The following is a 26,683-nucleotide window of genomic DNA, read 5'->3' on the forward strand; positions in this document are numbered from 1 at the left end:
AACTAATGTTATACTGCACTAAAAATTAAGCCTGCAAAGTTGATTGATTTTGCAAGTTATGTTAATAAGTACCGCTAGCACTTCATCATTTAATTGGACTTTATAAGATATGACCTCTCTTTCAAATTCGACACTCTGGCAACGCATGCATGACTATTACGATCAATTAGGACCAGAGGTCTGGGAAGACGAGGTTGTCCCCTTACAAATCACCAGCAATACATATCTTGCCAATACTTATGCGAAGCTCATCATGGCACAAATGCATGACTATATTGCCAAATATGGCAAACCAAGCGCGCAAAACCCCTTCCATATCATTGAGATTGGCGCAGGTCACGGTCGATTATCTTTTTATCTTTTAAAAAATTTACAACTTGCTTTCAAATTATATGGCTGGCCCACCGACTGGCTCAAATATGTCATGACTGATATTAGCTTGAAAAGCTTAACCTCTTGGAAACAGCATCATGCGTTAAAACCTTATTTTGAATCTGGTTGCTTAGACTTGGCGGTGTTCAATGCATTAGAAGATACTGAATTACAGTTAGTACTCTCTAAAAAAACAATTAAATCAAAATCCTTAAGCAAACCACTCTTTGTAATCTGCAATTATATTTTTGACACGCTTTTACAAGATGCATTTCAAGTCATCGATGGTAAACTACATGAAGTAGAGCTCATTATTAAGAATGAAGAACGAAATAAAAACAAAGATCTCAAAGATTATTTTAAGAAAGCCTCTTATCAATTCAAAAGACATCCTATTCAGACAAATTATTACGCCCAACAACCTGTTTTAAATAAAATATTGAAAAACTACGAAGATGAATTCGACAATGCATCCTTTCTAATACCCATTGGTGCGATTAAATGCATTCAAAATCTTCATCATTTTACCAAAGGCCCCATGATGCTTCTGGTATCCGATAAAGGTTATACAGAAACGGATTTATTTGATGAAAACGAAGATCCAGACATTAGCTTTCATGGCTCTGTATCTATGATGGTTAATTTTGACGCTCTAAGCCAATATACAGAGTTGAATAAAGGCACTAGCTTTATGATGGGCAATAAAGGAGCTGATTTCCAAGTAGCGAGCTTTGTCTACCATGCAGACTACGCTATTCCTAACACGACCTATGCCTTTGCCAATAGCTTGTCTACTTACAGCCCTCAAGATCTCTTTGATATTTCTTATATAGAAGACGATTTGAACCCTGGTTTTAGCACCCTTGAGTCTATTATAAATCTTCTGAATCTTGCAGACTGGGATCCCAGTATTTTCCATGATTATTATCCGATGCTTTTAGAAAAGCTCGAGTCTCAAGAAGTTTCACTGGATTTAGAATACAGTATATTGAATGGTTTAGAGCGCGTCTGGCAATTTTTCTTCAAGTTAGAAAAATCTCAAGACATTCCTTTTGCCATTGGCTCTATTCTCTACAATATGGACTTCCCGGAAAAAGCTGTTGAATATTATAAACAGTCGATTATTTATTACGGTAAGGACAAAGAGACATACTATAATCTAGCACTTGCTTATCAACAATTAGAAGACAATAAAAAAGCTCAACAAATGATTGAAAATGCGCTTGCGCTACATCCTAATTATCGTGAGGCTAAAAAATTATTAAAAGAGATAAAAGAATCATCTAATATTAAGGAAAATGTCTAATACTATATACTGAAATACTGGATGCCAGCCTTCGCTGGCATGACAGTTTTTAAATAATTTAGCTTATGATTATAGAATATACTGAATGTTAATTTTTCACTGCCATGCCAGTGAAAGCTCATAAGCGTCAATTTAAGGAATTTCTGGGATTCGATTATAAAATAGTGGTACCCATTCTTCATTCGCAAAGCGAATATTTTTCCCTCTACCAATTTTGGGAGAGGGTGCTTCGAAGAAGCGGGTGAGGGTTAAATAAGTTAATCACTTATTAATTATTCGGTGTTTTCCTTAATGAGCGAATACTAGTATCCAGTACGTTTCTTACAGAAAATATGACATCAAACAAATAAACAAAGCATAATAGAAAATATCTTTATATGAGCAATAACCTAAAAACACTATTCATTCTCATTTTTACATTATTCACCATAATGGGATGCGAACAAAATACCCAAGAAAAAATCACGCTGGGCACCTCTGCGGACTATCCACCGTTTGAACATATTCAAGATGGTAAAATAGTCGGTCTTGATATTGATGTCGCACAATTTATTGCCAAACGACTTAATAAAGAGCTAGTGATTCAAGATATGGATTTCGGTGGCTTGATACCTGCGCTCAATGCTGGAAAAGTCGATTTTGTGATGGCAGGCTTAAGCATCAGTGAAGAAAGGAAAAAGAATGTAGATTTTACACTTGCCTACTTTGAGCCTCAATTTACTTTGCTTACCTTAAAAGATAAGCCAATCACAGATTTAAATGATTTAGCCAATAAAAAAATTGGTGTTCAATTAGGCAGTGTCATGGAGTCTTTTTTAAAAGATTTACAAGAAAAGCTCCCTACCTTAACACTTGAATCATTACCTAAAAATATTCCCTTGATTCAAAATCTCAAACTAGGTCGTTTAGATGGTGTCATGGTTGAAGATGCGCAAGCAAATGCATTCGTAGCAGCCAACCCTGGCTTAATAGCCAACAATCTGCCAGGTAGCCAAGGTGAATATGCTATTGCTTTAAGCAAAAATTCACACTGGCTCTCAGACTTCAATATTGCGATTAACGATTTAAAACAATCCGGTGAACTCGAGCGTATCAAACAAAAATGGATCGAAAACCAGGACAATAAACAACATGCAAATAGCTATGACTGGGTGATCTATATCATCAAAGGCTTAGGCGTTACTTTAGAATTTACCGTTATTTCAGTGCTGTGCGGCTTAGTCATTGGTGTGATTCTAGCCTTAGCGAATCTATCTAATAGATGCCTATTTCAAACGCCTGCTAAATTTTATATCTCTATCTTCAGAGGCACCCCACTGCTTTTACAGCTAAGCTTTGTGTATTTTGCAACACCCTCTTTAACAGGCTATAACATTTCAATTTTTCTTGCTGGGGTTACTGCCTTCTCGCTCAATTCTGGCGCCTATATCGCAGAAATTATTCGCGCAGGCATACAGTCCGTTGATAAAGGTCAATTTGAAGCCTCTCAAGCATTGGGTGTACCTTATGCTTTAATGATAAAAGATATTATACTGCCTCAATCCTTTAGAAATATTCTCCCCGCTTTAGTCAATGAAACGGTCAATATGCTGAAGGAGTCAGCCATTATTTCCACCATTGGTGCAGCTGATCTAATGAAGCGCGCGCAAGTCGTCTCTGCTGAGCAATATACCTATTTTGCACCCCTCTTGGTTGCAGCAGGATGCTATTACATTACCGTTTTTATCTTGAGCCATTTTGCCACACGATTAGAAAATAAATTGAGCTTAGCCCATCATGATTAAACTAACAAAAATCTCCAAATTTTTTGGCAGCAAGCAAATCTTAAACGAAGTTTCACTTAGTATCTCACAAGGAGAAGTGTTAACCATTATTGGCCCCTCAGGCAGTGGAAAATCCACCTTATTGCGCTGCATGAACTTTTTGGAAATACCCAATAGTGGTGAAATATGGGTTAATAACCAATTATTAACGACTCAAAATGCGCAAATAATACGACAAAAAGTCGGTATGGTTTTTCAACAGTTTAATCTATTTCCACATAAAACGGTGTTAGAAAATCTTATCTATGCGCCCACCAAAATTTTGAAAATACCAGTACAAGAAGCCAAAGATCAGGCTATGACTTTACTGCAACGAGTCGGCTTGAGTGATAAAGCAAACGCTTACCCCACTCGGCTCTCTGGCGGTCAGAAACAACGTGTTGCCATTGCAAGAACACTTGCTATGCGACCTGATGTCATTTTATTTGATGAGCCAACGAGCGCCCTTGATCCTGAAATGGTCAAAGAAGTGTTAGAAGTGATCAAAAGCTTAGCGCATACAGGGATTACCATTGTGATGGTCACACATGAAATGGGCTTTGCCAGAGAATTATCAGATAGTATTGTCTTTTTAGATAAGGGAGAAATTATAGAACAAGCTTCCCCTTCTGATTTTTTCACTAAACCAAAATCAGAAAGGGCGCAATTGTTCCTGGAGAAAGTTCTATAATTGGAACTTACTCATGGCTGTGGCTTGTTCTAAAGCCTCTTCATCATTTAAACCAGCGTTAAGTGCCATTTCATAAGCTCTAGCAAAAATATCATCATTTGATTGTTCATTTCTTTGTGCTTCAAATTGAGCCAGCATCATTGACTGAGCTTCAAATGCTTCTTCTACTGTTGCATCCACACCTGTTTCATCTAGTAGAAAACGCCTTGCTTGGTTGGTTACTAATCCAGCGTCTTCTGAATAAAATTTCTCTGTTTTTACTTTAACGGTAGAAGCTTGACCTGATTCAAACATTGCTAATTTTTGAGCAAATTCTGATTTCCCAGCACCACGTAACGCCATTGCATAATCTCCTAAAAGATCTGTTTAAATTAATAGACTTAGTATGCCAAAGCAAACTCTTGAGCAAAATTCAATTAGGATAAGATGCTATAAACATCTGATAATTGGAGGATAAGCAAATAATTTACGACTGAAGGACGTTTTTTAAGGCAGCAGCCTTATCTAAGGTCTCTTGATATTCTGCTTGCGGATCCGAATCCACCGTAATCGCCCCACCAGCTTGAAAAGTGACGCGATTGCGTTTCATTGCGTATGAGCGAATCAAAATCGATAAATCCATATTACCATCAAAGCCAATATAGCCCATTGACCCACAATAGGGTCCTCTTGCGGTAGGTTCTATTTGAGCAATAATTTCCATAGAACGAATTTTAGGTGCACCTGTGATTGAGCCACCAGGAAACGTAGCTTTGATGAGATCAACGGCATCGTATTGAGGTGCTAATTGCGCCCTCACTGTTGAAACTAAATGATGCACCGTGGCAAAACTTTGCAATTCACATAAGTGTGGTACTTCTACGGTGTGTGGCAAGGATACGCGAGACAAATCATTGCGCATTAAATCCACAATCATAATATTTTCTGCTCTGTCTTTATCGCTGGACGTTAATTCGTCTTGAAGCTGTTTATCTAAAATAGGATCCTGAATTCTGCGTCTCGTGCCCTTAATTGGGCAGGCTTCAACGATAGAATCTTCTAATTTCAAAAAACGTTCTGGCGAAGATGATATAATTTGGCAAGCAGAGAAATTTAAAAATCCAGAAAAAGGTGCTGGATTTTGATGTTGTAATTTTAGATACAATTCAAAGGGATGACAGTTGACTTGGGTTTCAAAACGTTGCGAAATATTCACCTCAAAAATATCACCCGCATAAATATGTTCAATGGCTTTTTCCACGGCCTGAATATAACTTGCCTCATCAAAGTTTGAAACAATGGGCGAAAGTATTTCAATTTTCTCAGGTATTTTAAAGTGGATGTGCTGACTATTTATAAAATCAATGATGCTTTGCTGGCGCTGTTTAGCTTGTTGTAAGCGTGAATCCCTCTCATAGGGTAAGCCACTTGAGAACAAATAGAGCATCTTCGCGGAATGATCCCACGCAAATACGATATCATAGAAGGCAAAAATGCAATCTGGCAAAACCATATCATCTACTTTGGGATTGGGCACTCTCTCTAATGCTCTGTTTAGATCATAACTAAAATACCCCATACCACCACCTTGAAAAGGGGGCAAATCTGAATGCTTTGCTAATGTATTTTTTCTAAGTATGCGTTGTATTTCATCTAAGATATTGCCTTGAAAGCTCACATTAGCAGAACGTATCCAATTATTTTTAGCAACGAGCTGTTGATAAGGACGCACGCCTAAAAAGCTATATTGAGCGAGCCTGTCATCGGGTTTCACACTGTGCAATAAGACGGTGCCCTCTTCCTCTGCAAAGAGTCCAGCAATCGCTGTCGGAGAATGATAGGGCAAAACCACAACCAATGCTTTCTCTGTATCATTCACTAATGGGTGCTCCATTGCTCTATTCAACCTGCTGCGGATTTGGCATCGCATTCGGCGTTGTTCTTGGCAAGGATACAAAGTGTGACTTCTCATGGGTTTTTTCTGGTTTGTATATCACAGCAATCAATGTGTACAAAAACAGTCCAACAGACACTGCTAATAAGTAAAAACATAAGCCATTCGGCCCCATCCAATCCATCATCATCGAAGGCAATAGAGGACCTAGTGTTGAGCCTATCCCATAAGCAAGCAACAAAGTAGAAATGGCAGAAACCATCTCATTATGTGAAACGTGATCAATGGTGTAGCTGGTAGCAAGCGGATAAATAATAAAAGAGCTTGCTCCAATGACAAAACCTAAGACCATCAACCAAGGTATATTGTAAATATCAGGAATAAAGAGTATGAAAGCGATAACGCAGAAAAAGCTCATACCCACCATGACCTTACGTCTATCAATTTTGTCTGACATTTTGCCAATTGGATATTGTAAAAGTGTACCACCTAAAATCATGGCCAACATTACCCAGCCAACCTCATCATCTGGTTTAGCATTTTCTTGAAGATAAACAGGCACCAAGGTGTATAGAGGACCTAAAATCAAACCAGAAATAATACAGCTGATAACACCTAAAGGTGCTTTTTTAAATAAATAACGAAAAGAAAGAATGCTTGGATTTTCTGGACTTGGCGCACTAAATCGCGTCATAGTAACGGGCAATACGGAGAGTGCTGCGCAAATCGCAATCATACAATAGCCCATCAGCTCATAAGCAAAAGGTATTTTAATAAAGAGCTGCCCTGTCGCTTGGGCTAAATAGTAGGCAACCATATAAACAGAAAGGACGGTGCCACGATTCTCTTGTGTGCTGGCTGCCATGAGCCAACTCTCAATCACAACACAAATACCTGCTAAGCAATAGCCGCTGATAAAGCGAATGACAATCCATAAAGTCGGCGAAAAGAATAAACCCTGTACCAGCGTTGTAACTGCAATAAGCGCAGCAAACGCAGAAAAGGCGCGAATATGGCCTACTCTAAAAATAAAGTGCTGAGAACGAAATGCACTGATAACCAAGCCTGAAAAATAAGCCGATGACACACAGCCTACCAGCCAATTTGCAATATCCTGTGTTTGCAGATGCACAGATGTAAAAGTGGTATAGAAGCCACTACCTAACACCAGAATCATAATGCTTGCAATTGGCGCAAATAAAGCTAACCGACTATTTTTCACAACGGCCTCTAACTTATTTAGTTATTAATTATATGGATACAGAGAAATGTAATGACAAGCGCTTATTATTCAACTAACCTTAACTTTTTTCAATCGATACTTTAATATATAGGCGCAACGTAACGCCCAACGAGTTTAGGTCTTAGCACATGTCAAAAACGTCTCTCTATGCTCAACCCAAACATAAAACCTCATTTGTATTAAACCAATGGGATCTATTTATTTTACTAATTGTATTTGGCGTCTTTGCTGCCCTTGTCTGGGGTGCTCAACAAATGGTTACCCCCTATCAATTAGGTGAATCCATCCAAGTTTCTTTATCACCTAGTATGCTACCACAGTATGCTATTAGAACTGTCATTCGTATGGCTATTGCTCTCTCTTTTTCACTACTGTTTACCTTTACAATTGGCACGCTTGCAGCCAAAAGCCGGCGCGCTGAAATGTTTATTATTCCCTTTATAGACATTATGCAGTCTGTCCCTATTTTAGGCTTTTTATCCATTTCAATTTTAGGATTTATCTATTTATTTCCCAGCAGCCAACTGGGTCCTGAATGCGCTGCCATTTTTGTTATTTTTACCTCTCAAGTTTGGAACATGGCCTTGAGTTTTTACCAGTCTTTAAAAACAATTCCCAAAGAATTAAACGAAGCCTCTTCCATGTTCCATTTAAGTGCTTGGCAACGATTTTGGCGTTTAGAAGTGCCTTTTGCCACACCGAGCCTTATTTGGAATACCATGATGTCTTTGTCTGCGGGTTGGTTTTTCGTGGTCGCCTCTGAAGCCATCTCTGTGAATAATCAAAAAATCATGCTACCTGGCATTGGCTCTTACATCATGCTGGCTTCCAAAGAATCCAACTATGCAGCCATTTGCTATGTTATTCTCACCATGTTTTTAGTCATTTTAATCTATGATCAGCTTATTTTTAGACCACTGATCTCTTGGTCTGAAAAATTCAAATTAGAACCTAACCTAGACATGGAATCTAACAGTACCTGGTTTCTTAATATTTTGCAGCGCGCTCATATAACGCACCAATTTGTACGCTTAATGAACCGATGTCGAGATCTCATTACCATACCAAAGTTTAAAAGAAATATAACAAGTACTGAGAGAATACCCGTTAAAGTAAAGCAAGCACTCTCTTGGACTGCCATTACCTTTTGGAACTGCCTATTACTTTTAAGTCTTTTAGCTTGCGCCTTTTTCTTGATTCGATTTATTTATACCGAGTTGTCATTGACGGAAGTATTAGAAGTTTTTGAACTGGGTTTTATTACGACCATCAAGGTATTCATTCTCATCGTCTTATGCTCGCTTATATGGGTGCCCATTGGTGTTTGGATTGGCCTTAATCCCCGTATTGCACAAGCGGTGCAACCCTTAGTGCAGTTCTTAGCGTCCTTTCCCGCTAATCTCGTCTATCCCGTATTATTTATGTTGATAGTTACCTATAAGCTAAATGTCAACATCTGGACAGCCCCTCTGATGATCTTAGGAACACAGTGGTACATTCTATTTAATGTTGTCGCTGGCACCATGCAACTACCATTGGAATTAAGACTTGCTGCCAAGAATTATGGGGTTAAAGGCTGGCTATGGTGGCGCAAAGTGATTCTACCTGGCATCTTCCCTTATTATGTAACGGGTGCCATGACTGCGGCAGGCGGCTGCTGGAACGCAAGTATCGTCGCAGACGTTGTCGAATGGCAACAAACCACCTTACATGCGACTGGCATTGGTGCTTATATCACAGAATTTACAACGGTAGGCGATTTTCCACGTATTGCACTTGGTATTTCAGTCATGTGCATTTATGTCATTGTGATCAATCGTTTAGTTTGGCGAAAATTATATGAGCTATCAGAAGAAAGATATGGTCACAGCACATGACTTGTCGGGTAGGTGTCTAACCTCGAGTAACCGGAATGTACATAAAAGTACATGAGGATTGCGAGATGGTGAAGACAACACCCCCGAAAAGTCATGTGTGAAGACCATGCAGCGTTAATTAAGGAAATGGGTATTTAAGTTACTATGAGCGATACAAAAAAAGTAATTTTTGAAGTCAAAGATGTACGTAAAACCTTTCGCTCTTCCGAGGGGCAAGAACTGGTTGTACTCGAAAATGTCAATTTCAAAATGCATGAGAATGAAATTGTTGCGCTACTAGGCAAATCAGGCTCTGGAAAATCAACCCTTTTACGCATTATTGCTGGTCTTGTAAAACCCAGTGGCGGACAGGTCTTATATCACGATAAACCTGTCACTAAACCTGTCCAAGGCATCGCAATGGTCTTTCAAAGTTTTGCGCTCATGCCATGGCTGACCGTACTTGAAAATGTAGAACTTGGGCTTGAAGCACTAGGAATCCCCCGTCAAGAGCGAAGAAAACGTGCCCTCAAAGCAATTGACACTATTGGCTTAGATGGCTTTGAATCTGCTTTCCCTAAAGAGCTATCGGGCGGTATGAGACAACGGGTTGGTTTTGCAAGAGCGCTTGTGGTAGAGCCAGAATTGTTACTCATGGATGAACCTTTCTCTGCTCTAGATGTACTTACAGCAGAAAACTTACGTGGCGACTTGCTAGATCTCTGGACCAGCAATAAAACACGCACCAAGGGCATACTCTTTGTCACACATAATATCGAAGAGGCTGCACAAATCGCAGATAGAATTATTATTTTTGCAAGTGATCCAGGACATATTCGTGCAGAACTCAATCCTTCCTCTGCTGTTCCTCGTAATTTACAGGATTTGCATTTCAGAAAACTGGTTGACGATATTTATACACTCATGACAACCAGTGAACGCAGCAAAGTACGCCCAGGAGATGCCGGTAGAGATTATAAAAAAATGGAGCTTGGATATCGTCTGCCTGATGCGGGTGTTTCTGAGTTAACAGGCTTGGTAGATGCCTTAGCCCAACAAACCGATGGGCCTGTCGATCTCCCGCTTTTGGCAGAACAATTGCATTTAGAAGCAGACGAACTCTTCCAATTAACCGAAGCACTCGAAATTCTTGATTTTGCAACAGTATCCAAAGGTGACATCGCGCTAACAGAGGCCGGTAACACTTTTGCAGATGCAAATATTTTAGAGCGCAAGAAGCTATTTGCAAAGCAATTAGAGAAACATGTTCCTCTAGCCAAACATATTCGCACACGCTTAGAGCTACGCCCCAATAACCGCGAACTCGAAGATGTTTTCTTAAGCGAATTGGAAGCTTATTTAACCAACGCAGAAGCAGATCGCGTCTTAACAGTTATTATCGATTGGGGTCGCTATGCAGAAATTTTTGCATATGATTATGATTCCGGTATTCTCAGCCTTGAAAATCCTAAGTAGTTTGAAATTCATGAGAAAACTTTTACTCTGCTGTCTGATTACACTGACAAGCAATACCGTAAGTGCAATTGAGCCTGTTAGTCTAAGTGTAAAAATAAATGGTGTCAGTGAAGACATTGAAAAACATATTCGCTCAGACATGAGTCTACAACATTTGCGCAGCGATCCTGCCATCAGTGAATCTGTTTTAGAGTACTATATTGAGCGTGCTATTCAAGAAATTACAGTCTCATTACAACCCTATGGCTTCTATAACCCCCATATTACTGCCCGAAAATCATTTAAAAAAAACCGTTGGTTGATCAGCTTTAGCGTTGATAAAGGGCCTGTTGTTCAAATTGAGACAATAGATATTCAAATAGAAGGCCCTGGCTTATATAATCCCAATTTAAGCAATATTGCCAAGCTAATGCCTTTAAAAATTGGCAATACATTATTGCATGAAGAATATGAGGCTGGAAAAAAGGCAATTTTAAACGCAGCTATTTACGAAGGCTATTTAGCAGCAGAATTAACAACGCATCGCGTAGAGGTTGACACACAACGCTCAAAAGCCAAAATAATAATCGTGCTAAATACCTCAAACTTATATTATTTTGGGCACACAACCTTTAGTGACAGCCTTTTAAATAATACATTTTTAAATCGCTACCCCACTTATGAAGAAGGTGATCCTTTTACCGCTCAGAAATTATTGAATTTAGAAGATGCACTTAGAAATAGCGATTATTTCAGCACCGTACGTGTTGATTCACAACCCAATCATGAAACATATCAAGTTCCCATTTCTGTGGATTTAGAAGATCAAAAGCCAAATCATTATCTATTTGGCGCAGGCTATGGAACCGATACCGGGCCTCGTGGCAAAGTAGGTTATTTAAGACGACGTGTGAATAGTAAAGGGCATAAATTCAATGCTCAACTACAATTATCAGAATTGTTTCACAAAGTAGAAGCAGATTACATTATTCCAGGAAAACGACCACAAACAGATAGTATTTCTATTAATAGTAAATACATGGAAGATGAATATAATGAAAAGCCTGTTGAAAGCTTAGAGCTTACTTTAAGCGAAAAACGAGAAATTTATGGCTGGGATAGAATCATGGGCTTAAGCTTTATTCATGAAAAATCTGTTACTTTTATTAGTAATGAAAGTAGACGTGATGATTTACTGTTACCTTTCATTGAATTCAAAAATACAACAAGAGATAATCTCAATAATCCTACCCGTGGTAGAACACGTATGATTCGACTAAAAGGAGCGCATGACGACTTGGCAAGCAGCGTTTCTTTTGCGCAAATTTATTTTCAAGAGCGCTGGTTGCATTCCTTTGCCTATGATTTTAAAACCTTATTTAGGTTAGAATTAGGTGCAACACTGCCTAGAACTTATGACAAATTACCTCTCTCGCAACGATTTTTTGCAGGTGGTGACACCAGCATACGCGGTTTTGGATACAGAAGCTTGCCCGCTGAAATTGATAAAGATGATGAGAGACAACCTGTGGGTGGTAGCTATTTATTTGTCACGAGTTTAGAGTTGGGAAAAATGATTTACAAGCCATTTGGCATACATAGCTTTATCGATATGGGGAATGCATTTCGTAGCTCAAAAGATGAAGTGCAAATCGGTATAGGTGGCGGTATAAACTATGATACAAAGCTAGGCCCTATTAAATTCTCAATTGCCAAACCTATTACCAATGCAGCCCAATCTTGGCGTATTCATGCAACCTTCGGGCCTGAATTGTAACTAGAATTTCTAAAAGGGGCGATTGCCCCTTCTAAGTAATGACAGATTCACGCTTATTTTTTCCTAGCACCTTGATGCCCACCACTGTAGCGCATATCAGGCTTGTAATTTCCTTGCCCCTTTTGCAGACCATATTTAGCGCGTATTGCTTCTCTTTTTTCTCTGTTAGCAGAAAAATCATGTTTAGGTGAATAAGATTTAGATTTATCTTCTAATAATTTTTGAGGTTCATAAGCAAAAAGCCCTTTGAAAAAGCTTTTCACCGAAGAAAGTGCGGAAGTAATTGTCTTTTCAATTTGTGTTAATATCGATTTTGCTTCTTTAGACAATTCAGCAGGATCTGCTAATACCTTGTCTACTTTACGCAGTACATTGGTTGCTTTATCTTCAAATTCTCTCGCTAATTTTTCAGCGTCATCTGGCTCATTTTGCAAATCATTAATAAATCTTTTAGCGCCTTTCTCCATATCATCTGCCACAGCCCTCAGATCCTCAACGAAATCTCCACCTTTCTTTTTAGCTTTTCTTACCTGATGTTTAACTTCTTCTTCTGTATTTCTGGCACGACCACCTCGTTTTAACCATTCCGTAAATTCATTTAATTGATATAAAATATTACGTTCTGCCTTAGGCATAATAAACTCCTTAGCATGATAAAAACATCTTCACCCGTTGGACGCCTCCTTGATTCTAAAAGTTCAAACCAAAAAAAATCATAAGCCATTGATTAATAATAACATATAGAAAACTTCATCAAGCAAACTATCAAGCAATAGAGTGTATCTACTTCAAATCACAATATAATTTAATCATCAAATACTTTATTCACCAGATACTTATGAGTAGAATACGAGCTTTATTTAACAAGCTAGCTGGGGTTTTGTATCCGTACATTCTGGTTGCTCAAAAAAATTTTCCAATGGGGACTGTATTGCTGCTTTGGACTTGTGGCTTGTTTGTGCTTTTGTATTTATACCGAAACTGGCACAAAAGCCACACTTGAGTTCATTAATGATTTCACAAACTATAGTATTAAATACGATCATGTATCTGGTACTTTTGGACATCATCTTTCTTTCGATGCTTTGGAATTAAAGAGCAAAGATTTTAAGCTTCAAGCCCAGTCTTTAAGCGTTAGCTGGCAATGGCTTTTACTCTTTCAAAGTGAAATTAATGTATCACAGCTCAATGCCCAAAATATTGCACTTATCCTGCATCATAGTGAAACCACCACACCCAATATTAATAGCCTTGATGACTTACAAAACTTTGTAAATTCAAAATTGTTTTTTCACATGACTATCAATGAAGGCGAGATTCAGAAAGCCAAGATAAGCACCCCTACTTTTACACACGATATTGAACACATTGTATTAAAGACTTTTCAATCCAATCATTTATTAGATTTAAAATATCTTAGCTATGAAGGAAGCTTAGGGTTCATACATGCCCAGCAAGATGAAAAACTACAAGTAAAATGGGATCTAACACTCTCTGCCCCCACAGTTTTCTCTCAATGGATAGAAGGAAAGGTGAAAACAAAGGGTGATGCTATTTTTTATGAGCACGATTTGAAAAACGAAAAAAACAAAATCGATGCTGAATTTTTTGTCGAAAAACTAAATATAAAAGAAAAAGAACTTCTAAATAGCCAAATTAATATTCAAGGCTCTTTGCAAGCACACAACATCGCCATAAAAAGCATTCTGGGCGATCCTATTGAAATCATAACCACAGCAACGTGGCATCAATCAACATGGACGGGCAACATAGAAAAAATTCTATTCTCTCACAAAACCCTTAACAAGCTACCAAGCACTTACGGCACTCTAAAAATAAGCAAAAAATCCAACTGGAAAGTCCAATTGAATATGAATGTATTTGGAGAATCTTTAAATTCAAAATTAACGATCAAAAAAGATGCGCCTTTTGCAATGAGTGGAAAAATTCAATCACAGATCCAAAATCTAAAGTCGCTGAACCATTTTTTTCCTTTCTTATCAGGAACGACTGATGGCTCAATAGATATCGACATTGATCTTAAAGGCACTGTTTTTTCTCCTGAGTTTGTAACAAAAGCGAAGGTATCTGGCATTCACTTTTCTATGCCTCAGTATGGAACCAAAACAATACTGGATAAAATTGAAATAACGCAAAATAAAAAAAATGAAATGCTTATCGATGGTTATGGCCATATCAATAATAAAAAATTCACGATTGATGGCTTGGCACATGTCAAAAATTATCAGCCTTACTTATCTGTGAATATAAAGGGCGAAAACCTTGTTTTAAGCCAAACTCCTGAATATTTTATTGTGGCCTCTCCTAACCTTAATTTCACCTTAGAAAATAATGTGCCCAAGCTCAGTGGCCATATTCATATCCCACAAGCGGATATTAAACAACTCAATCATTCAAAGAAAGCATCACACTCTGGTGATATTGTGATCATCAATCATGAAAAAAGTCATGAGAAAAAAGACAAAGCAGTATCTTCAACCATACCACTTAGCACACAAATTGAAATTAGTTTAGGAAATAATCTTAAGTACAAAGGCAAAGGTCTGAACTGCCAGTTTAAAGGACATCTTAAGCTCACTCAAAAACCCAACCAAATCCCAAGACTCAAAGGTGAGATTAATCTGATCAATGGTAAATATCGCTTTCAAGGAAAATCTTTTAATCTAACTCATGGTAAGCTTATTTTTACAGGTAGCACCATGAGTAATCCACTCATAGATATTGAAGCCAAGCAAACCGTGATGGCGTTACCCCGTAAAAAGTCTGCTGCGCTTATTACTCAAATGGATATGGGGGTTCGTTTAAAAGGAAAGCTCAATGATCCCAAAATCAGCTTTTTCTCAAATCCCTCAATGTCAGAGGCAGATATTATCTCTTATCTTATTTTAGGTCGCCCACAAAGCGAAGCGTCTCAAGGCCAAGCTGAATTACTCTTTCAAGCTGTTTCACAATTGTCTTCCATGTTTGGCAATGAGAACAATGATATCTCTCATAATCTTGCAGAACGCTTAAAATTAGATTACGTCGCTTTTTCTAAAGGCTCTAACAATCAAAATACTTCTTTAGAAGATACTGTGCTTATGCTGGGGAAACAACTCTCTGATCGACTTTATCTGAATTACAGTCTTGGCTTTTTAGATTCAACCAATAGCATTGGTATGCAATATGTTTTAGGCAGAAATCTGTCGGTTGAAGCACAAACAGGCACAACGGGTTCAAGTGCGGATGTTATTATTTCGTTGGATCATTAATGGGTTAGGGCCGACACAGCGGTCGGCCCCTACAAAGAATATAAAAAAACTATATTTAAATGAAGCGTTATTGTAGGGGCGGGTCTCTGTGCCCGCCCTTCTGAACCGAGACAATCGCTGACCTTTACAATAGTACAATTAACTAAAAAACACATCTTGTGTCAGCTTCTTTCTGGCCAACAGTGTTTTTAAATGATCTAAGCTTTCTACTTGTATTTGCCTAACCCGTTCACGCGTTAGACCAATTTCTGCGCCTACATCTTCTAAAGTGGCTTGTTCGTGCCCTCTTAAGCCAAATCTACGCACGATGACATCTTGTTGCTTTTGATTGAGGGTATCCAACCAATTATCAACAGAGCTTTTAAAATCTTCTTCCATCAGTAAAGATAAAGGATCATGTTCTCCTTCCTCTTTAATGGTATCAACAATAGAGCGATCTGTCTCTGAGGCAACTGGCAAATCAAGAGAAGTCGTTTTTTCATTGAGTCCTAGTATTTTTTCTACAGCTTGTGTTGGCTTTTTGAGCGCATGTGCAATTTCTTCAGAATTTGGCTCATGATCTAACACATGTGCTAACTCTCTGCTGGTTCTTAAATAAACATTCATTTCTTTTACAACATGAATCGGCAGACGAATCATCCGTGTTTGATTCATTAATGCACGTTCGATGGTTTGTCTTATCCACCATGTTCCATAAGTAGAAAAACGAAATCCTCTTTCAGGATCATATTTTTCAACGGCACGAATAAGCCCTAAATTCCCTTCTTCTATCAAATCAAGTAATGGTAAACCTCGATTAATATAGCGTCTAGAAATTTTAACCACCAATCTTAGATTGCTTTCAATCATCTGATTACGTGATTGAACACACCCTTGCTGCGCACGTCGTGCATAGTAGATCTCTTCCTCCGCAGACAGCAAAGGCGCATAACCAATCTCTCCAAGATACATATGCGTTGCATCTAAAGCTTTTTCATAAGAATCCTCGGCATCATCCTCTTCAATGAGCGTATCTTCTGTGAATACCACTTCATCACGTAACTCATCAGCTTTTTCAGATTGCAAAAAGCTAACGTCATCGTTGATAAGTTCCATCGCTGTGTCACTCGTAGAGAAGTCCTCACCCAAGACTTTATTCTTATTTTCTTTCTTATTGCCCTTGAGTGAAGTTTTCTCACAGAATACGTCCCATCCCTGAGCCATAACAGGATCTCCTTTCTTGTCGTTATTATTCTTACCGTCTAAAACTCAAATGTTAAAACTACAGTTCAGATATAATTTTTGTTATATCATTCATATCTTTGAGTATTCGTTCAAAACGTTCATCGGTCAAAGCGGATTGAATACGCTTTTGAGCTTGATGCCATAAAGGTATTCCTTTATCGAGCGTGGCTCTGCCCTGCTCGGTCAAGGAGTATGCCTTAGAACGTTTATCTCTAGGCTCAATAGTATGAATGAGTCCTAACTTCTCTAAGGGTTTTAAATTACGCGTTAGCGTGGTTCTATCCATCACTAAAGTGTGTGCCATTTCGGTTAAGGTACGCGCCGACACAGAGGCTAGAGATACCAACAAAGTAAACTGTGTAGCACGAATACCTGCTGGCTCTAGCTGATGATCATAAAACTGTGTAACGGCTCTTGTTGCCTTACGTAGGTTGAAACAACTACACTTAGGGTTAATCAATTTTGGGTTTATAGGTTCGTTGGCTTCCATGGGTTTATCTCCTCACAAAAAGTGTAGGATCCCGCACCCAGGTTATTCAAGGAGAAAAAAGTCAGTTTTCACAAATTTATTTTAAGTCCTTGCAATTACTCGTAATTTTTTTTCACATTCAGCGAGAGCGTGTCATGATAAAATGTAAATCGAGGGTACATACGCCCAGTATTCCCCCATATTAGACATATTAATTCATACAGCCTGGATCGATACCTATACCTTAAAACGTACAAAGACTTTGAATTCATTAGGATTGGAGAAGAAAATGAAAAGTCGGTTCAACACACAAAAAGCTATTTCAATCAACAACAAAAGCTATCACTACTACGATCTTAAGGCACTACCTGAAAGCTACAACATAGATAGATTGCCTTTCTCAATTAAAATTCTGTTAGAAAATTTATTGCGCTTTATGGATGGCGTCAACATCACAGATAAAGATGTGGAAGCGGTGCTACATTGGGATCCTAAAGCGGTTCCTGATCAAGAGATCGCCTTTACACCAAGCCGTGTTATTTTACAGGACTTTACAGGTGTCCCTGCGGTAGTAGATTTAGCTGCCATGCGTGTTGCTATGAAGAAATTAGGCGGCAACCCTAATAAAATTAACCCTTTAGCACCTGTTGAACTGGTCATTGATCACTCGGTCATGGTTGATCATTTTGGAAACAATAAAGCCTTCAATCAAAATACAGAATTAGAATATGAGCGTAATTTTGAGCGCTATGCTTTCCTACGCTGGGGACAAAATGCATTCAAAAATTTCAAAGTCGTCCCACCAGGCACCGGCATTGTTCACCAAGTGAATTTAGAATATCTGGCACGTGTTGTCTTTGAAAATAATACAAATGGCACCTCTTATCTTTATCCCGATACATTGGTAGGAACAGATTCTCATACAACCATGATCAACGGTTTAGGTGTTTTGGGTTGGGGGGTTGGCGGTATTGAAGCAGAAGCAGCAATGTTAGGCCAACCTATTACTATGCTCATACCGCAAGTGGTTGGCTTTAAAATCACAGGTAAATTACCAGAAGGCGCAACAGCCACCGATCTGGTACTCATTATTACACAAATGTTAAGACAAAAAGGTGTTGTTGGTAAATTCGTAGAATTCTATGGAGATGGCTTAGACAACCTCCCCTTAGCAGACAGAGCAACCATCGCAAATATGGCACCTGAATATGGCGCAACTTGCGGTATTTTCCCGATTGATGATGAAACCTTAAACTTTTTGAAGCTGACAGGTCGCCCCCAAGAACAAATCGATATCATAGAGCATTACACAAAAGCACAAGGTCTTTTCAGAGTTAAAAACCAAAAAGAAGCTGAATACTCAGATGTTCTGTCTCTTAATTTAAGTGAAGTTGTACCTTCTATTGCTGGCCCTAAACGCCCTCAAGATAGAATTCCATTAACACAATCTAAAGAAGCATTTAAAGAAACGATTTGTCAACAATTAGCTGAACGACAAGATAAAGTATCTGATGATATGGCTATCAATGAAGGGGCAAATATCATTGAAGGCGAAGTACCGATTGTGCTCAATGATCAACATCATATGCTACGCCATGGCGATGTTGTGATCGCAGCAATTACCAGTTGTACAAATACCTCCAATCCAGCTGTGATGTTAGCAGCAGGTTTAATCGCTAAAAAAGCAATTGAAAAAGGTATTCATTCTAAACCTTGGGTAAAAACCAGTCTTGCCCCAGGCTCACAAGTTGTTACTGATTATTTAGAAAAATCAAAATTAACAACTTATCTTGATCAATTAGGCTTTAATCTGGTTGGTTATGGTTGCACAACCTGTATTGGTAACTCTGGTCCACTACTTCCTGAAGTTGAACAAGCCATTCAAAAAGGAAATTTACAAGTTTCTGCCGTTTTATCTGGTAATAGAAACTTCGAAGGCCGCATACACCCACAAGTCAGAAATGCTTATTTAGCCTCTCCACCTTTGGTTGTTATCTATGCGCTTGCAGGAACCATGAACATTGACTTGTACAAAGATCCTATTTCCAAAGATAAAAATGGTAATCCAATCTTCTTGAAAGATATTTGGCCTTCACATGAAGAGATTCAAGCAGAAATCAAGAAATCAGTTTCTCCAGAATTATTTAGAGCGCGTTATGCAGCTGTGTATGATGGCGATCAACATTGGAAAAATATCAATGTAACCGAGTCTGAACTCTATCAATGGGAAGAAAATTCTACCTATGTAAAACACCCTCCTTACTTCGAAGACATGTCGCTTGAAGTGCCTAAAATTGAAAATCTGAACAATGCGCGTGTTTTAGTAAAGGTGGCTGATTCTGTTACAACCGATCATATTTCTCCAGCTGGCAGTATTTCATCTAAATCTCCAGCAGGACAATATTTATTGGAAAGAAATATCCCTGTTTCTGATTTCAATTCTTATGGATCTCGACGGGGTAATCACGAAGTAATGATGCGAGGCACTTTCGCCAATATTCGACTCCGTAATCAAATGGCGCCTGGTACAGAAGGCGGATGGACAACGCATCAAACCAGTGGCGAAGTTATGTCTTTATACGACGCATCTTTGCGCTATGCAAAAGAAAATGTGCCTCTCATTATTTTGGCAGGAAAAGAATATGGCACAGGCTCCTCTCGCGATTGGGCAGCCAAAGGCACACGACTCTTAGGTGTACGTGTTGTCATTGCAGAAAGCTACGAGCGTATTCACCGTTCAAATCTCATTGGAATGGGTGTACTCCCCTTAGAATATAAAGCGGGTGAAAATGCCGATCAACTAAAATTAACAGGACAAGAAACGTATTCTGTCAAATTAGATGATTTAAAACCACAAGGTGATGTAACTGTTGAAGTTGAGCACAATGGAAACAAACGCTCATTTAAGGCTACGGTTCGCATTGATACACCAAAAGAACTCAGCTATTTCAAACACGGTGGTATTTTGCATTATGTATTACGTGAATTAGCTAAAAATGGGAAATAGCTAATAGCGTGAGCACTCTTATATTGTAGTGGCCGGTCTCTGTGCCGGCCAAAATTATGGATTATGTAGGGGCGGATCGCTGTGTCCGCCCTGAATGTGACGGGCCGGCACAGAGACCGGCTCCTACGAATGCATTGGATGCTGTGTGGCTTGGCTGCAATTAATTCGCTTCAATCATAGTAATAATCATATAAAACAAAGGTAGTTAAGATCATGAGTCAAATTAACATGCGTACAGTAACAGACAGTATGGGTGAAATGTCTGTACCAGAAACCGCTTTATATGGCGCACAAACACAACGCGCGGTAGAAAACTTCCCAATTTCTGGCTTAACTATGCCACGCAGCTTCATACAAGCAATGGGATGGGTTAAAAAATCCTGCGCACTTTCAAATAAAGCCTTAGGCTTTCTCTCTGAAGATAAAACCAAAGCCATTGTAAAAGCAGCAGAGCAAGTTGCAGAAGGTGCATTAGACAAACAATTTCCTATTGATGTCTTTCAAACAGGCTCAGGCACCAGCACTAATATGAATACAAACGAAGTAGTTGCTCGCTATGCAACACTCGAAGCAGGCATCGATATTCATCCCAATGATGATGTAAACATGAGCCAAAGCAGTAATGATGTTATTCCAACAGCAATTCATGTCAGTACCGCTGTTCAAGCAAAGCATAAACTGCTACCCGCATTAAAGCACTTGCATAAAACCATACAAGCCAAAGCAAAATCACTAGAAAATATTACCAAAACAGGCCGCACGCATCTTATGGATGCAATGCCTGTCACTCTCGGACAAGAACTCAACGGCTGGGCACAACAGATTGCAAATGGCATTCAACGCATAGAATCTGCATTAGAACATGTGCAATTATTAGCCATCGGTGGTACAGCCGTTGGTACAGGGATTAATGCCCACCCAGACTTTGGCACAAAAACAGCCCAATACTTAAGCAGCGAAACCAATGTTGCTTTTAGCGTCAGTCCTAATCTATTCGAAAGCTTAAGTTGCCAGGATGCTGTTGTTGCCTTCTCAGGACAACTACGCGTCATTGCTGTCAGCTTTATGAAAATTGCAAATGACTTAAGATGGATGAACAGTGGCCCTCTTGCTGGCATTGCAGAAATTTATTTACCCGCATTACAACCTGGAAGCAGCATTATGCCAGGCAAAGTAAATCCTGTAATCTGCGAATCAACCATGATGGTAAGTGCACAAGTAATGGGCAATGATGCAACCATTATGGTTGCAGGCCAACATGGTAACTTCCAGCTCAATGTCATGCTGCCTGTGATTGCTTATAATGTTTTGCAAAGCATAGAATTACTTTCTAATACAGCAATTATGCTTGCAGATAAAGCAATTAAAGGCTTCACAGTGAATGAGACAGAGATTAAAGATAGGCTCGCTAAAAATCCCATTTTGGTAACAGCTTTAAACCCAGTCATTGGTTATGAATTGGGCGCCAAGATAGCCAAAACAGCTTATGCGGAAAATAGAGCCTTACTTGATGTTGCTAAAGAAATGACGCAATTATCAGAAAAAGAACTTAAGACTTATCTGGATCCATTTACACTGACTAAAGGTGGCCTTGTAGAGAAATAGAAGTACAAAAGCTATCCTTAAGTTTATATAGTCTTTGCATATGGCTGTCATACTTGAACAGCCATGTGTCACGACTATAGCTATTTACCTTTAATGTGCAAAAGAAAAAGGATTCACTGTGGGCTTAAGTTATCAGTCAAAATTGGTTGCGCTTATATCCAGTGTTTTTATTTCTATCACAGTTTGTCTTTATTATGTGCTCACTTTATCTTTAAGCGAAAGTAACTTACGCGATATTGAAAAGCAACTCGGCTTTACCAGCACCCTGATTGACGATCAATTATTAGATAAAACAGAAGATATTATTTATTATTCCACACAATCATCTTCTATATCTCAATTTTCTAATCAAGTCCCCACGCTCAATCAAGAAAGAATGCTGTTAAGACTCCATGAACTGGCAAATGAATTTCGCGCAGATCGCGCTTTATTGATTACAAAAGGCTTAACCATTAAATCTGATACTTATATACAAAAAAACAGTCCACAAAACTTCCCCTACCCTGATATCCGCGATCATTTAGAAACAAACTCAGCTTTTCAAATTGTGTTGCCAATGAATGACGTTATTTATCACTGGGTGATTTTTCCGATTCAATCTCAGAATGAAACTTTATGGCTCGCTTTTGGAAATGAAATTGATAAGATTTTTAAATATGCCTTAGATAATATTTCTCCCTTAAATATTAATTTAAGCTTTGCTTATGAGATGCCTCAAAGCCACTGGCGGTATCCCAAAGAAAATTTTCGACTGTTAGGTGCTGATTTTGAACATGCAATTCAAAAGTATCTACATCATATCGATGAAAAAAATGCTACGCAGCTGAGTATCAGACAAGGCAACCAAGTTGTTTTTATGCTGCCATTGATTCAAAGTAAAAATAGCCCAAAAATAGTTGCTATTCTTATCTATTCTTTTTCTGAATCTTTTAAGCCTTATCTCACTATTATTTATAAAGTGATCGGTCTTTTTCTTACTGCATTCGTATTAATGGCTACGGGTCTTATCCTGATCAATCGAAAATATAAAACTGCCCTTTTAGCTATTGTTCGTTTTGTTGAAAAACTCAACGAAGGCGATTATCAGCAACGACTACCTTATCATGGGAAAGGCGTTATCAGTCAATTATCAACATTGCTAAATAACATGATTGCTAAAATTCATTTGAGAGAAAAAGAATTACTCCATAAAACGCGCTATGACCCCATTACAGAATTACCCAATAAAAGTTTCTTTATTGAACAGCTAACAAAAATACTACAAGCACATGAAGCAAAGCAATTAGCTGTTGTCTTGGTCACTATACATCGATTCCCTCAAATTAATCACGCCTTAGGACACCGCGTTGCAGATCGCCTCTTGCACCATGTAGGCGCTAGAATTGTAGGCGCATTTGAAGATGCTTCCTTTGTTGGCAAGCTATCAGGCAACGTATTTGCAATGATATTAACAGACGTTATGCCTTCAGACGCAGAGAATATTTCCGATCGTATTCTAGATTTATTCGAAAATCCATTCAGTGTATACACTGTTACCATTGATTTAAGTGCGCATGTTGGTTTTAGTTTTTATCCAGAAGATGGCGATGAAAGCGATATTCTTATTCAAAAATCGGATGTTGCCTTATTTAAATCACAATCCAATGCTGAACACTTTGCTATCTATGATGCAAGCAGCGATCCACACCAATTCAACAAACTTTCTCTTATGAGTGAACTAAAAGAAGGCTTGCAACACGACGAGTTTTTGGTTTATTACCAACCTAAAGTTGATCTAAAAACCGATCGCATCATTCAAGTAGAAGCCTTGGTCCGCTGGATGCACCCTTACAAAGGCTTTATGTCTCCAAATTTATTTATTCCGCTTGCAGAAGAAACAGGTCACATTAAAAAAATTACTGCCTGGTTGCTCAATCAAACATTTGCGCAATGCGCGCTCTGGGAAAAAGCCAATATCCCACTTCAAATATCTGTTAATCTCTCTGTGAAAGATTTGCTAAATCGCAATCTTCTTAAATATATTAACGGCCTGCTTGAAGTACACCACATCAACCCGAATAATATTATCTTTGAAATTACAGAAAGTGCCTTCATGCAAGATCCAGAAAATTCGCTCGGTGCCATTAAAAAAATGCGCAACCTAGGATTTTCTTTTACCATTGATGATTTTGGAACAGGATATTCATCAATGAGCTATCTTAAAAATTTACCTGTTGATGAATTAAAAATCGATCAAACCTTCATTAGAGACATTGCTCAAAACACCAAAGATGCTCAGATTGTGCGCACCACCATTGAACTGGGTCATGGACTTGGTTTGGTTGTCGTTGCAGAAGGTATAGAAGATGAAGCCGCTTATGAGCTCTTAAAAACCTTCGATTGCGACATTGGTCAAGGATATTTCATGAGCAAGCCTGTGGCTTTAAGCGAATTAGAAGAGTGGCTCAAAACCTCACGCTGGGGATTGCCCACTATATCCCATAAGTAGGCAGCTCCCCTCTCCCTAAAGCCTCATTTACAAAGGCTAGGCGGGATCGCTTAGCTCATCCATATTAGGTGCATTTTTAGAGTCATTGGATTCAATACTCTCTCTTAAACACCAAAGCACTATTAAACCAGGCAATGCAAAAATAACCGTCCAAAAGAAAAATTCTGTCCATCCCAACCAGTTGACAAGATATCCTGCAAAAGGCCCTACAAACACCCGTCCTATTGCACTGAATGCACTGAGCAAGGCAAATTGTGTGGCGGTATATTGAGGGTTACATAAGCTCATTAGCAAAGCAATAAAAGCCGCTGTTCCCATACCACCCGCTAAATTTTCTATACACACGGCTGCAATCATCATCTGTAAATTAGGCCCAACCCAAGCCAATAGCATAAACAATAAATTTGTGATGGCTTGTAAAAAACCAAACCAAAGCAGCGAGCGATATAAGCCCATTCTCGCCATTAAGACACCGCCTAAAAAAGCGCCTACAATGGTAGCGCTTAAGCCAATAATTTTATTTGTATAACCAACCACCTCTAATGAAAATCCAAGTCCTCTTAATAAGAAGGTTGTGGTTAAAGAGTTTGCAAAGGCATCTCCCAATTTATAGAGCACAATTAACAAAAGAAAAAAAATAGCATTTTTGCGAGAAAGAAATTCTTTAAAGGGATCGATGCAGGCTGCCCATAAACTGGGAGGAGGCGCTTTATAATGAATGGGTTCCTGTGACCAAAGCGTTGCAATGACACCTACCCCCATCACACCTGCCATCATCAGATATACCATCTTAAAGCCAAGATGCTGTGCTAAAATCAAAGCCAGTCCACTAGAAACAATAATCGCTAATCGGTAGCCTGTTACAGCCATTGCAGCACCAGCGCCTCGTTCTTCGGGCGCTAATATCTCTGTTCGGTAAGCATCGACAACGATATCTTGTGTTGCAGACATAAAAGCAATACTTAAGGCAATGACAGCAACGGTCATGGGTCTAACACTGGGAGAAAAACAACTGATAGCAATTAGCAAGGCTATGAGCACACATTGTGTACCAAGCATCCAGCCTCTTCTATGCCCTAAAATAGGTGGCCTAACCCTATCAACAAGTGGCGCCCATAAAAACTTATAAACATAGGGCTGTCCTACCAAAGCTAAGAAACCGATAGTAACAATATCTACATTCTCAACGGAATACCAAGCTTGTAGCGTTGAAGCGGTCAATCCCAAGGGTAGCCCCGAAGCAAAGCCCAAAAGCAATACCACCATCATGCGTTTCTGTAGTAATAATTTGTACCAAGGAAGTACGTTGATATTTGTCATTTAAAATACTTAAATTAAATTTTGACTTATGCAATAGAATACCTCAGTCTTGCCAGATGTTTGAGATAAAAAAACAATTATCTGCTGTACTGCTCTTTATTTGGATGAGTGCTGTCTCATACTGTCTTGCTGCCAAAGACACTGTGTCCACCGCCCCCAGTTTATCCTGCTTTGTTACAAATGCAGAATTTGGTTTTTGGCCACAAATCAAACAAGATTATAAGACACATTATGGAGACTATGGCTTACCACGATTATTTGCAGGTCTCAGTATTGCGGCTGTCCTTGCCAACACAGGCATTGATGAATCCTTACAAAACAGATGGCAGTCTGACCTTAGAAACAGAACAACTGACCGAATCAGCAACATCAACGATCATTATGTAAATAATTTATCTCAATACGCTGTTGCTATCCCCATTTACTTGTTATCAACACTGTCTGGCAGTTATTCTTCAGATCCCAATATCAAATCCATTGCGAGGTGGGGCAATCATGCTTTTCGAGCCCTTGCATTAGGCTTACCTCAACAAGCGCTCTTAACAGAAGTCTTGGGAAGCACTCGACCTGAAAATGGCCCATCAGACTGGAAATTTTTAAAGGACAATCGAGCTGTTAGTGGACATGCTTTTTTTGGATCTCTACCTATCTTAACCGCTGCAAAGTTATCTGATTCACTGCCTTTCAAAATGCCACTCTATGCGCTTTCATTACTTCCTCCTCTGGCACGTATTAACAACAACAAACATTACAGCTCTCAAGCTTTCCTCGGTTGGTGGATAGCTCTACAATCGGTTAGTAGCGTTGCAGAATCAAACAAAGTTAGAAAATCTGATAAAATCAAAGATATGCAACTTATCGTATTACCTAAACAAATATATTTCCATTACACTATGCAATTTTGATATAGTGCTCTTTTGGCT

At 38.8% G+C, this 26,683-nt stretch carries 18 protein-coding genes; 11 read left to right on the top strand and 7 right to left on the bottom strand.

Annotated elements, in window-relative coordinates; all coding sequences use genetic code 11:
• The first annotated feature begins 109 nt into the window (after nt 1-109).
• From CC99x_RS08045 to CC99x_RS08055, 3 genes are all read left to right on the top strand, one after another.
• Entirely contained in the window at nt 110-1,678 is a 1,569-nt protein-coding gene (locus tag CC99x_RS08045) for an SAM-dependent methyltransferase (protein WP_057623859.1), read from the top strand.
• Nucleotides 1,679-2,055: 377 nt separating this feature from the next.
• A complete protein-coding gene (locus tag CC99x_RS08050) occupies nt 2,056-3,462 on the top strand; it encodes an ABC transporter substrate-binding protein/permease (protein WP_057623863.1) in 1,407 nt (468 codons plus the stop codon).
• Nucleotides 3,455-4,171: an amino acid ABC transporter ATP-binding protein gene (locus tag CC99x_RS08055; protein ID WP_057623865.1), complete on the top strand. Its 717-nt coding sequence runs from the start codon at nt 3,455-3,457 to the stop codon at nt 4,169-4,171. The genes CC99x_RS08050 and CC99x_RS08055 overlap by 8 nt, the downstream gene beginning before the upstream one ends.
• On the opposite strand, the gene CC99x_RS08060 is transcribed toward CC99x_RS08055, so the two are convergent.
• The 3 genes from CC99x_RS08060 to CC99x_RS08070 all read right to left on the bottom strand — a co-directional run bounded on the left by CC99x_RS08060 (nt 4,166) and on the right by CC99x_RS08070 (nt 7,266).
• Nucleotides 4,166-4,513 (bottom strand): hypothetical protein, encoded by a 348-nt coding sequence (locus CC99x_RS08060; RefSeq protein WP_057623867.1) that lies wholly within the window; start codon nt 4,511-4,513, stop codon nt 4,166-4,168. The two genes, CC99x_RS08055 and CC99x_RS08060, sit on opposite strands and share 6 nt — an antisense overlap.
• 124 nt (nt 4,514-4,637) lie before the next feature.
• Entirely contained in the window at nt 4,638-6,044 is a 1,407-nt protein-coding gene (gene pabB, locus CC99x_RS08065; protein WP_057623869.1) for an aminodeoxychorismate synthase component I, read from the bottom strand.
• Nucleotides 6,045-6,048: 4 nt separating this feature from the next.
• Nucleotides 6,049-7,266, bottom strand: a complete 1,218-nt coding sequence (locus tag CC99x_RS08070; protein WP_057623871.1) for an MFS transporter — start codon at nt 7,264-7,266, stop codon at nt 6,049-6,051.
• 149 nt (nt 7,267-7,415) lie between these two features.
• On the opposite strand from CC99x_RS08070, the gene CC99x_RS08075 reads away from it, so the two are divergent.
• The 3 genes from CC99x_RS08075 to CC99x_RS08085 all read left to right on the top strand — a co-directional run bounded on the left by CC99x_RS08075 (nt 7,416) and on the right by CC99x_RS08085 (nt 12,375).
• A complete protein-coding gene (locus CC99x_RS08075) occupies nt 7,416-9,164 on the top strand; it encodes an ABC transporter permease (RefSeq protein ID WP_057623873.1) in 1,749 nt (582 codons plus the stop codon).
• 144 nt (nt 9,165-9,308) lie between these two features.
• Nucleotides 9,309-10,619: an ABC transporter ATP-binding protein gene (locus tag CC99x_RS08080; RefSeq protein ID WP_057623875.1), complete on the top strand. Its 1,311-nt coding sequence runs from the start codon at nt 9,309-9,311 to the stop codon at nt 10,617-10,619.
• A 10-nt stretch (nt 10,620-10,629) separates the two neighbouring features.
• Nucleotides 10,630-12,375, top strand: a complete 1,746-nt coding sequence (locus tag CC99x_RS08085; RefSeq protein WP_158003198.1) for an autotransporter assembly complex protein TamA — start codon at nt 10,630-10,632, stop codon at nt 12,373-12,375.
• A 53-nt stretch (nt 12,376-12,428) separates the two neighbouring features.
• On the opposite strand, the gene CC99x_RS08090 is transcribed toward CC99x_RS08085, so the two are convergent.
• On the bottom strand, nt 12,429-13,010 hold the full coding sequence (locus CC99x_RS08090) for a hypothetical protein (protein WP_057623879.1): 582 nt from the start codon (nt 13,008-13,010) through the stop codon (nt 12,429-12,431).
• A gap of 312 nt (nt 13,011-13,322) precedes the next feature.
• On the opposite strand from CC99x_RS08090, the gene CC99x_RS08095 reads away from it, so the two are divergent.
• Nucleotides 13,323-15,647, top strand: a complete 2,325-nt coding sequence (locus CC99x_RS08095; protein WP_057623881.1) for a translocation/assembly module TamB domain-containing protein — start codon at nt 13,323-13,325, stop codon at nt 15,645-15,647.
• A gap of 138 nt (nt 15,648-15,785) precedes the next feature.
• On the opposite strand, the gene rpoS is transcribed toward CC99x_RS08095, so the two are convergent.
• Together rpoS and CC99x_RS08105 are read right to left on the bottom strand one after the other, a co-directional pair.
• Complete coding sequence (rpoS, locus tag CC99x_RS08100; protein ID WP_083477295.1) at nt 15,786-16,850, bottom strand: RNA polymerase sigma factor RpoS; 1,065 nt, start codon at nt 16,848-16,850, stop codon at nt 15,786-15,788.
• Between the two features lie 58 nt (nt 16,851-16,908).
• Entirely contained in the window at nt 16,909-17,361 is a 453-nt protein-coding gene (locus tag CC99x_RS08105; protein ID WP_057623883.1) for a MarR family winged helix-turn-helix transcriptional regulator, read from the bottom strand.
• Between the two features lie 268 nt (nt 17,362-17,629).
• On the opposite strand from CC99x_RS08105, the gene acnA reads away from it, so the two are divergent.
• The 3 genes from acnA (at nt 17,630) to CC99x_RS12995 (ending at nt 24,440) form a co-directional block, all read left to right on the top strand.
• A complete protein-coding gene (acnA, locus tag CC99x_RS08110; RefSeq protein ID WP_057623885.1) occupies nt 17,630-20,347 on the top strand; it encodes an aconitate hydratase AcnA in 2,718 nt (905 codons plus the stop codon).
• A gap of 213 nt (nt 20,348-20,560) precedes the next feature.
• The gene (locus tag CC99x_RS08115; protein WP_057623887.1) at nt 20,561-21,952 is read left to right on the top strand and encodes a class II fumarate hydratase; all 1,392 of its coding nucleotides are present in this window, start codon (nt 20,561-20,563) and stop codon (nt 21,950-21,952) included.
• A 118-nt stretch (nt 21,953-22,070) separates the two neighbouring features.
• Nucleotides 22,071-24,440, top strand: a complete 2,370-nt coding sequence (locus CC99x_RS12995; protein WP_057623889.1) for an EAL domain-containing protein — start codon at nt 22,071-22,073, stop codon at nt 24,438-24,440.
• Nucleotides 24,441-24,476: 36 nt separating this feature from the next.
• On the opposite strand, the gene CC99x_RS08125 is transcribed toward CC99x_RS12995, so the two are convergent.
• Nucleotides 24,477-25,760 (bottom strand): AmpG family muropeptide MFS transporter, encoded by a 1,284-nt coding sequence (locus CC99x_RS08125; protein ID WP_057623891.1) that lies wholly within the window; start codon nt 25,758-25,760, stop codon nt 24,477-24,479.
• Here CC99x_RS08125 and CC99x_RS08130 point away from each other — a divergent pair.
• Nucleotides 25,754-26,665, top strand: coding sequence for an acyltransferase (locus CC99x_RS08130; RefSeq protein WP_141651873.1), 912 nt, complete (start codon nt 25,754-25,756; stop codon nt 26,663-26,665). The two genes, CC99x_RS08125 and CC99x_RS08130, sit on opposite strands and share 7 nt — an antisense overlap.
• Nucleotides 26,666-26,683: the final 18 nt, after the last annotated feature.

Source organism: Candidatus Berkiella cookevillensis (assembly GCF_001431315.2).
Classification (GTDB): domain Bacteria; phylum Pseudomonadota; class Gammaproteobacteria; order Berkiellales; family Berkiellaceae; genus Berkiella_A; species Berkiella_A cookevillensis.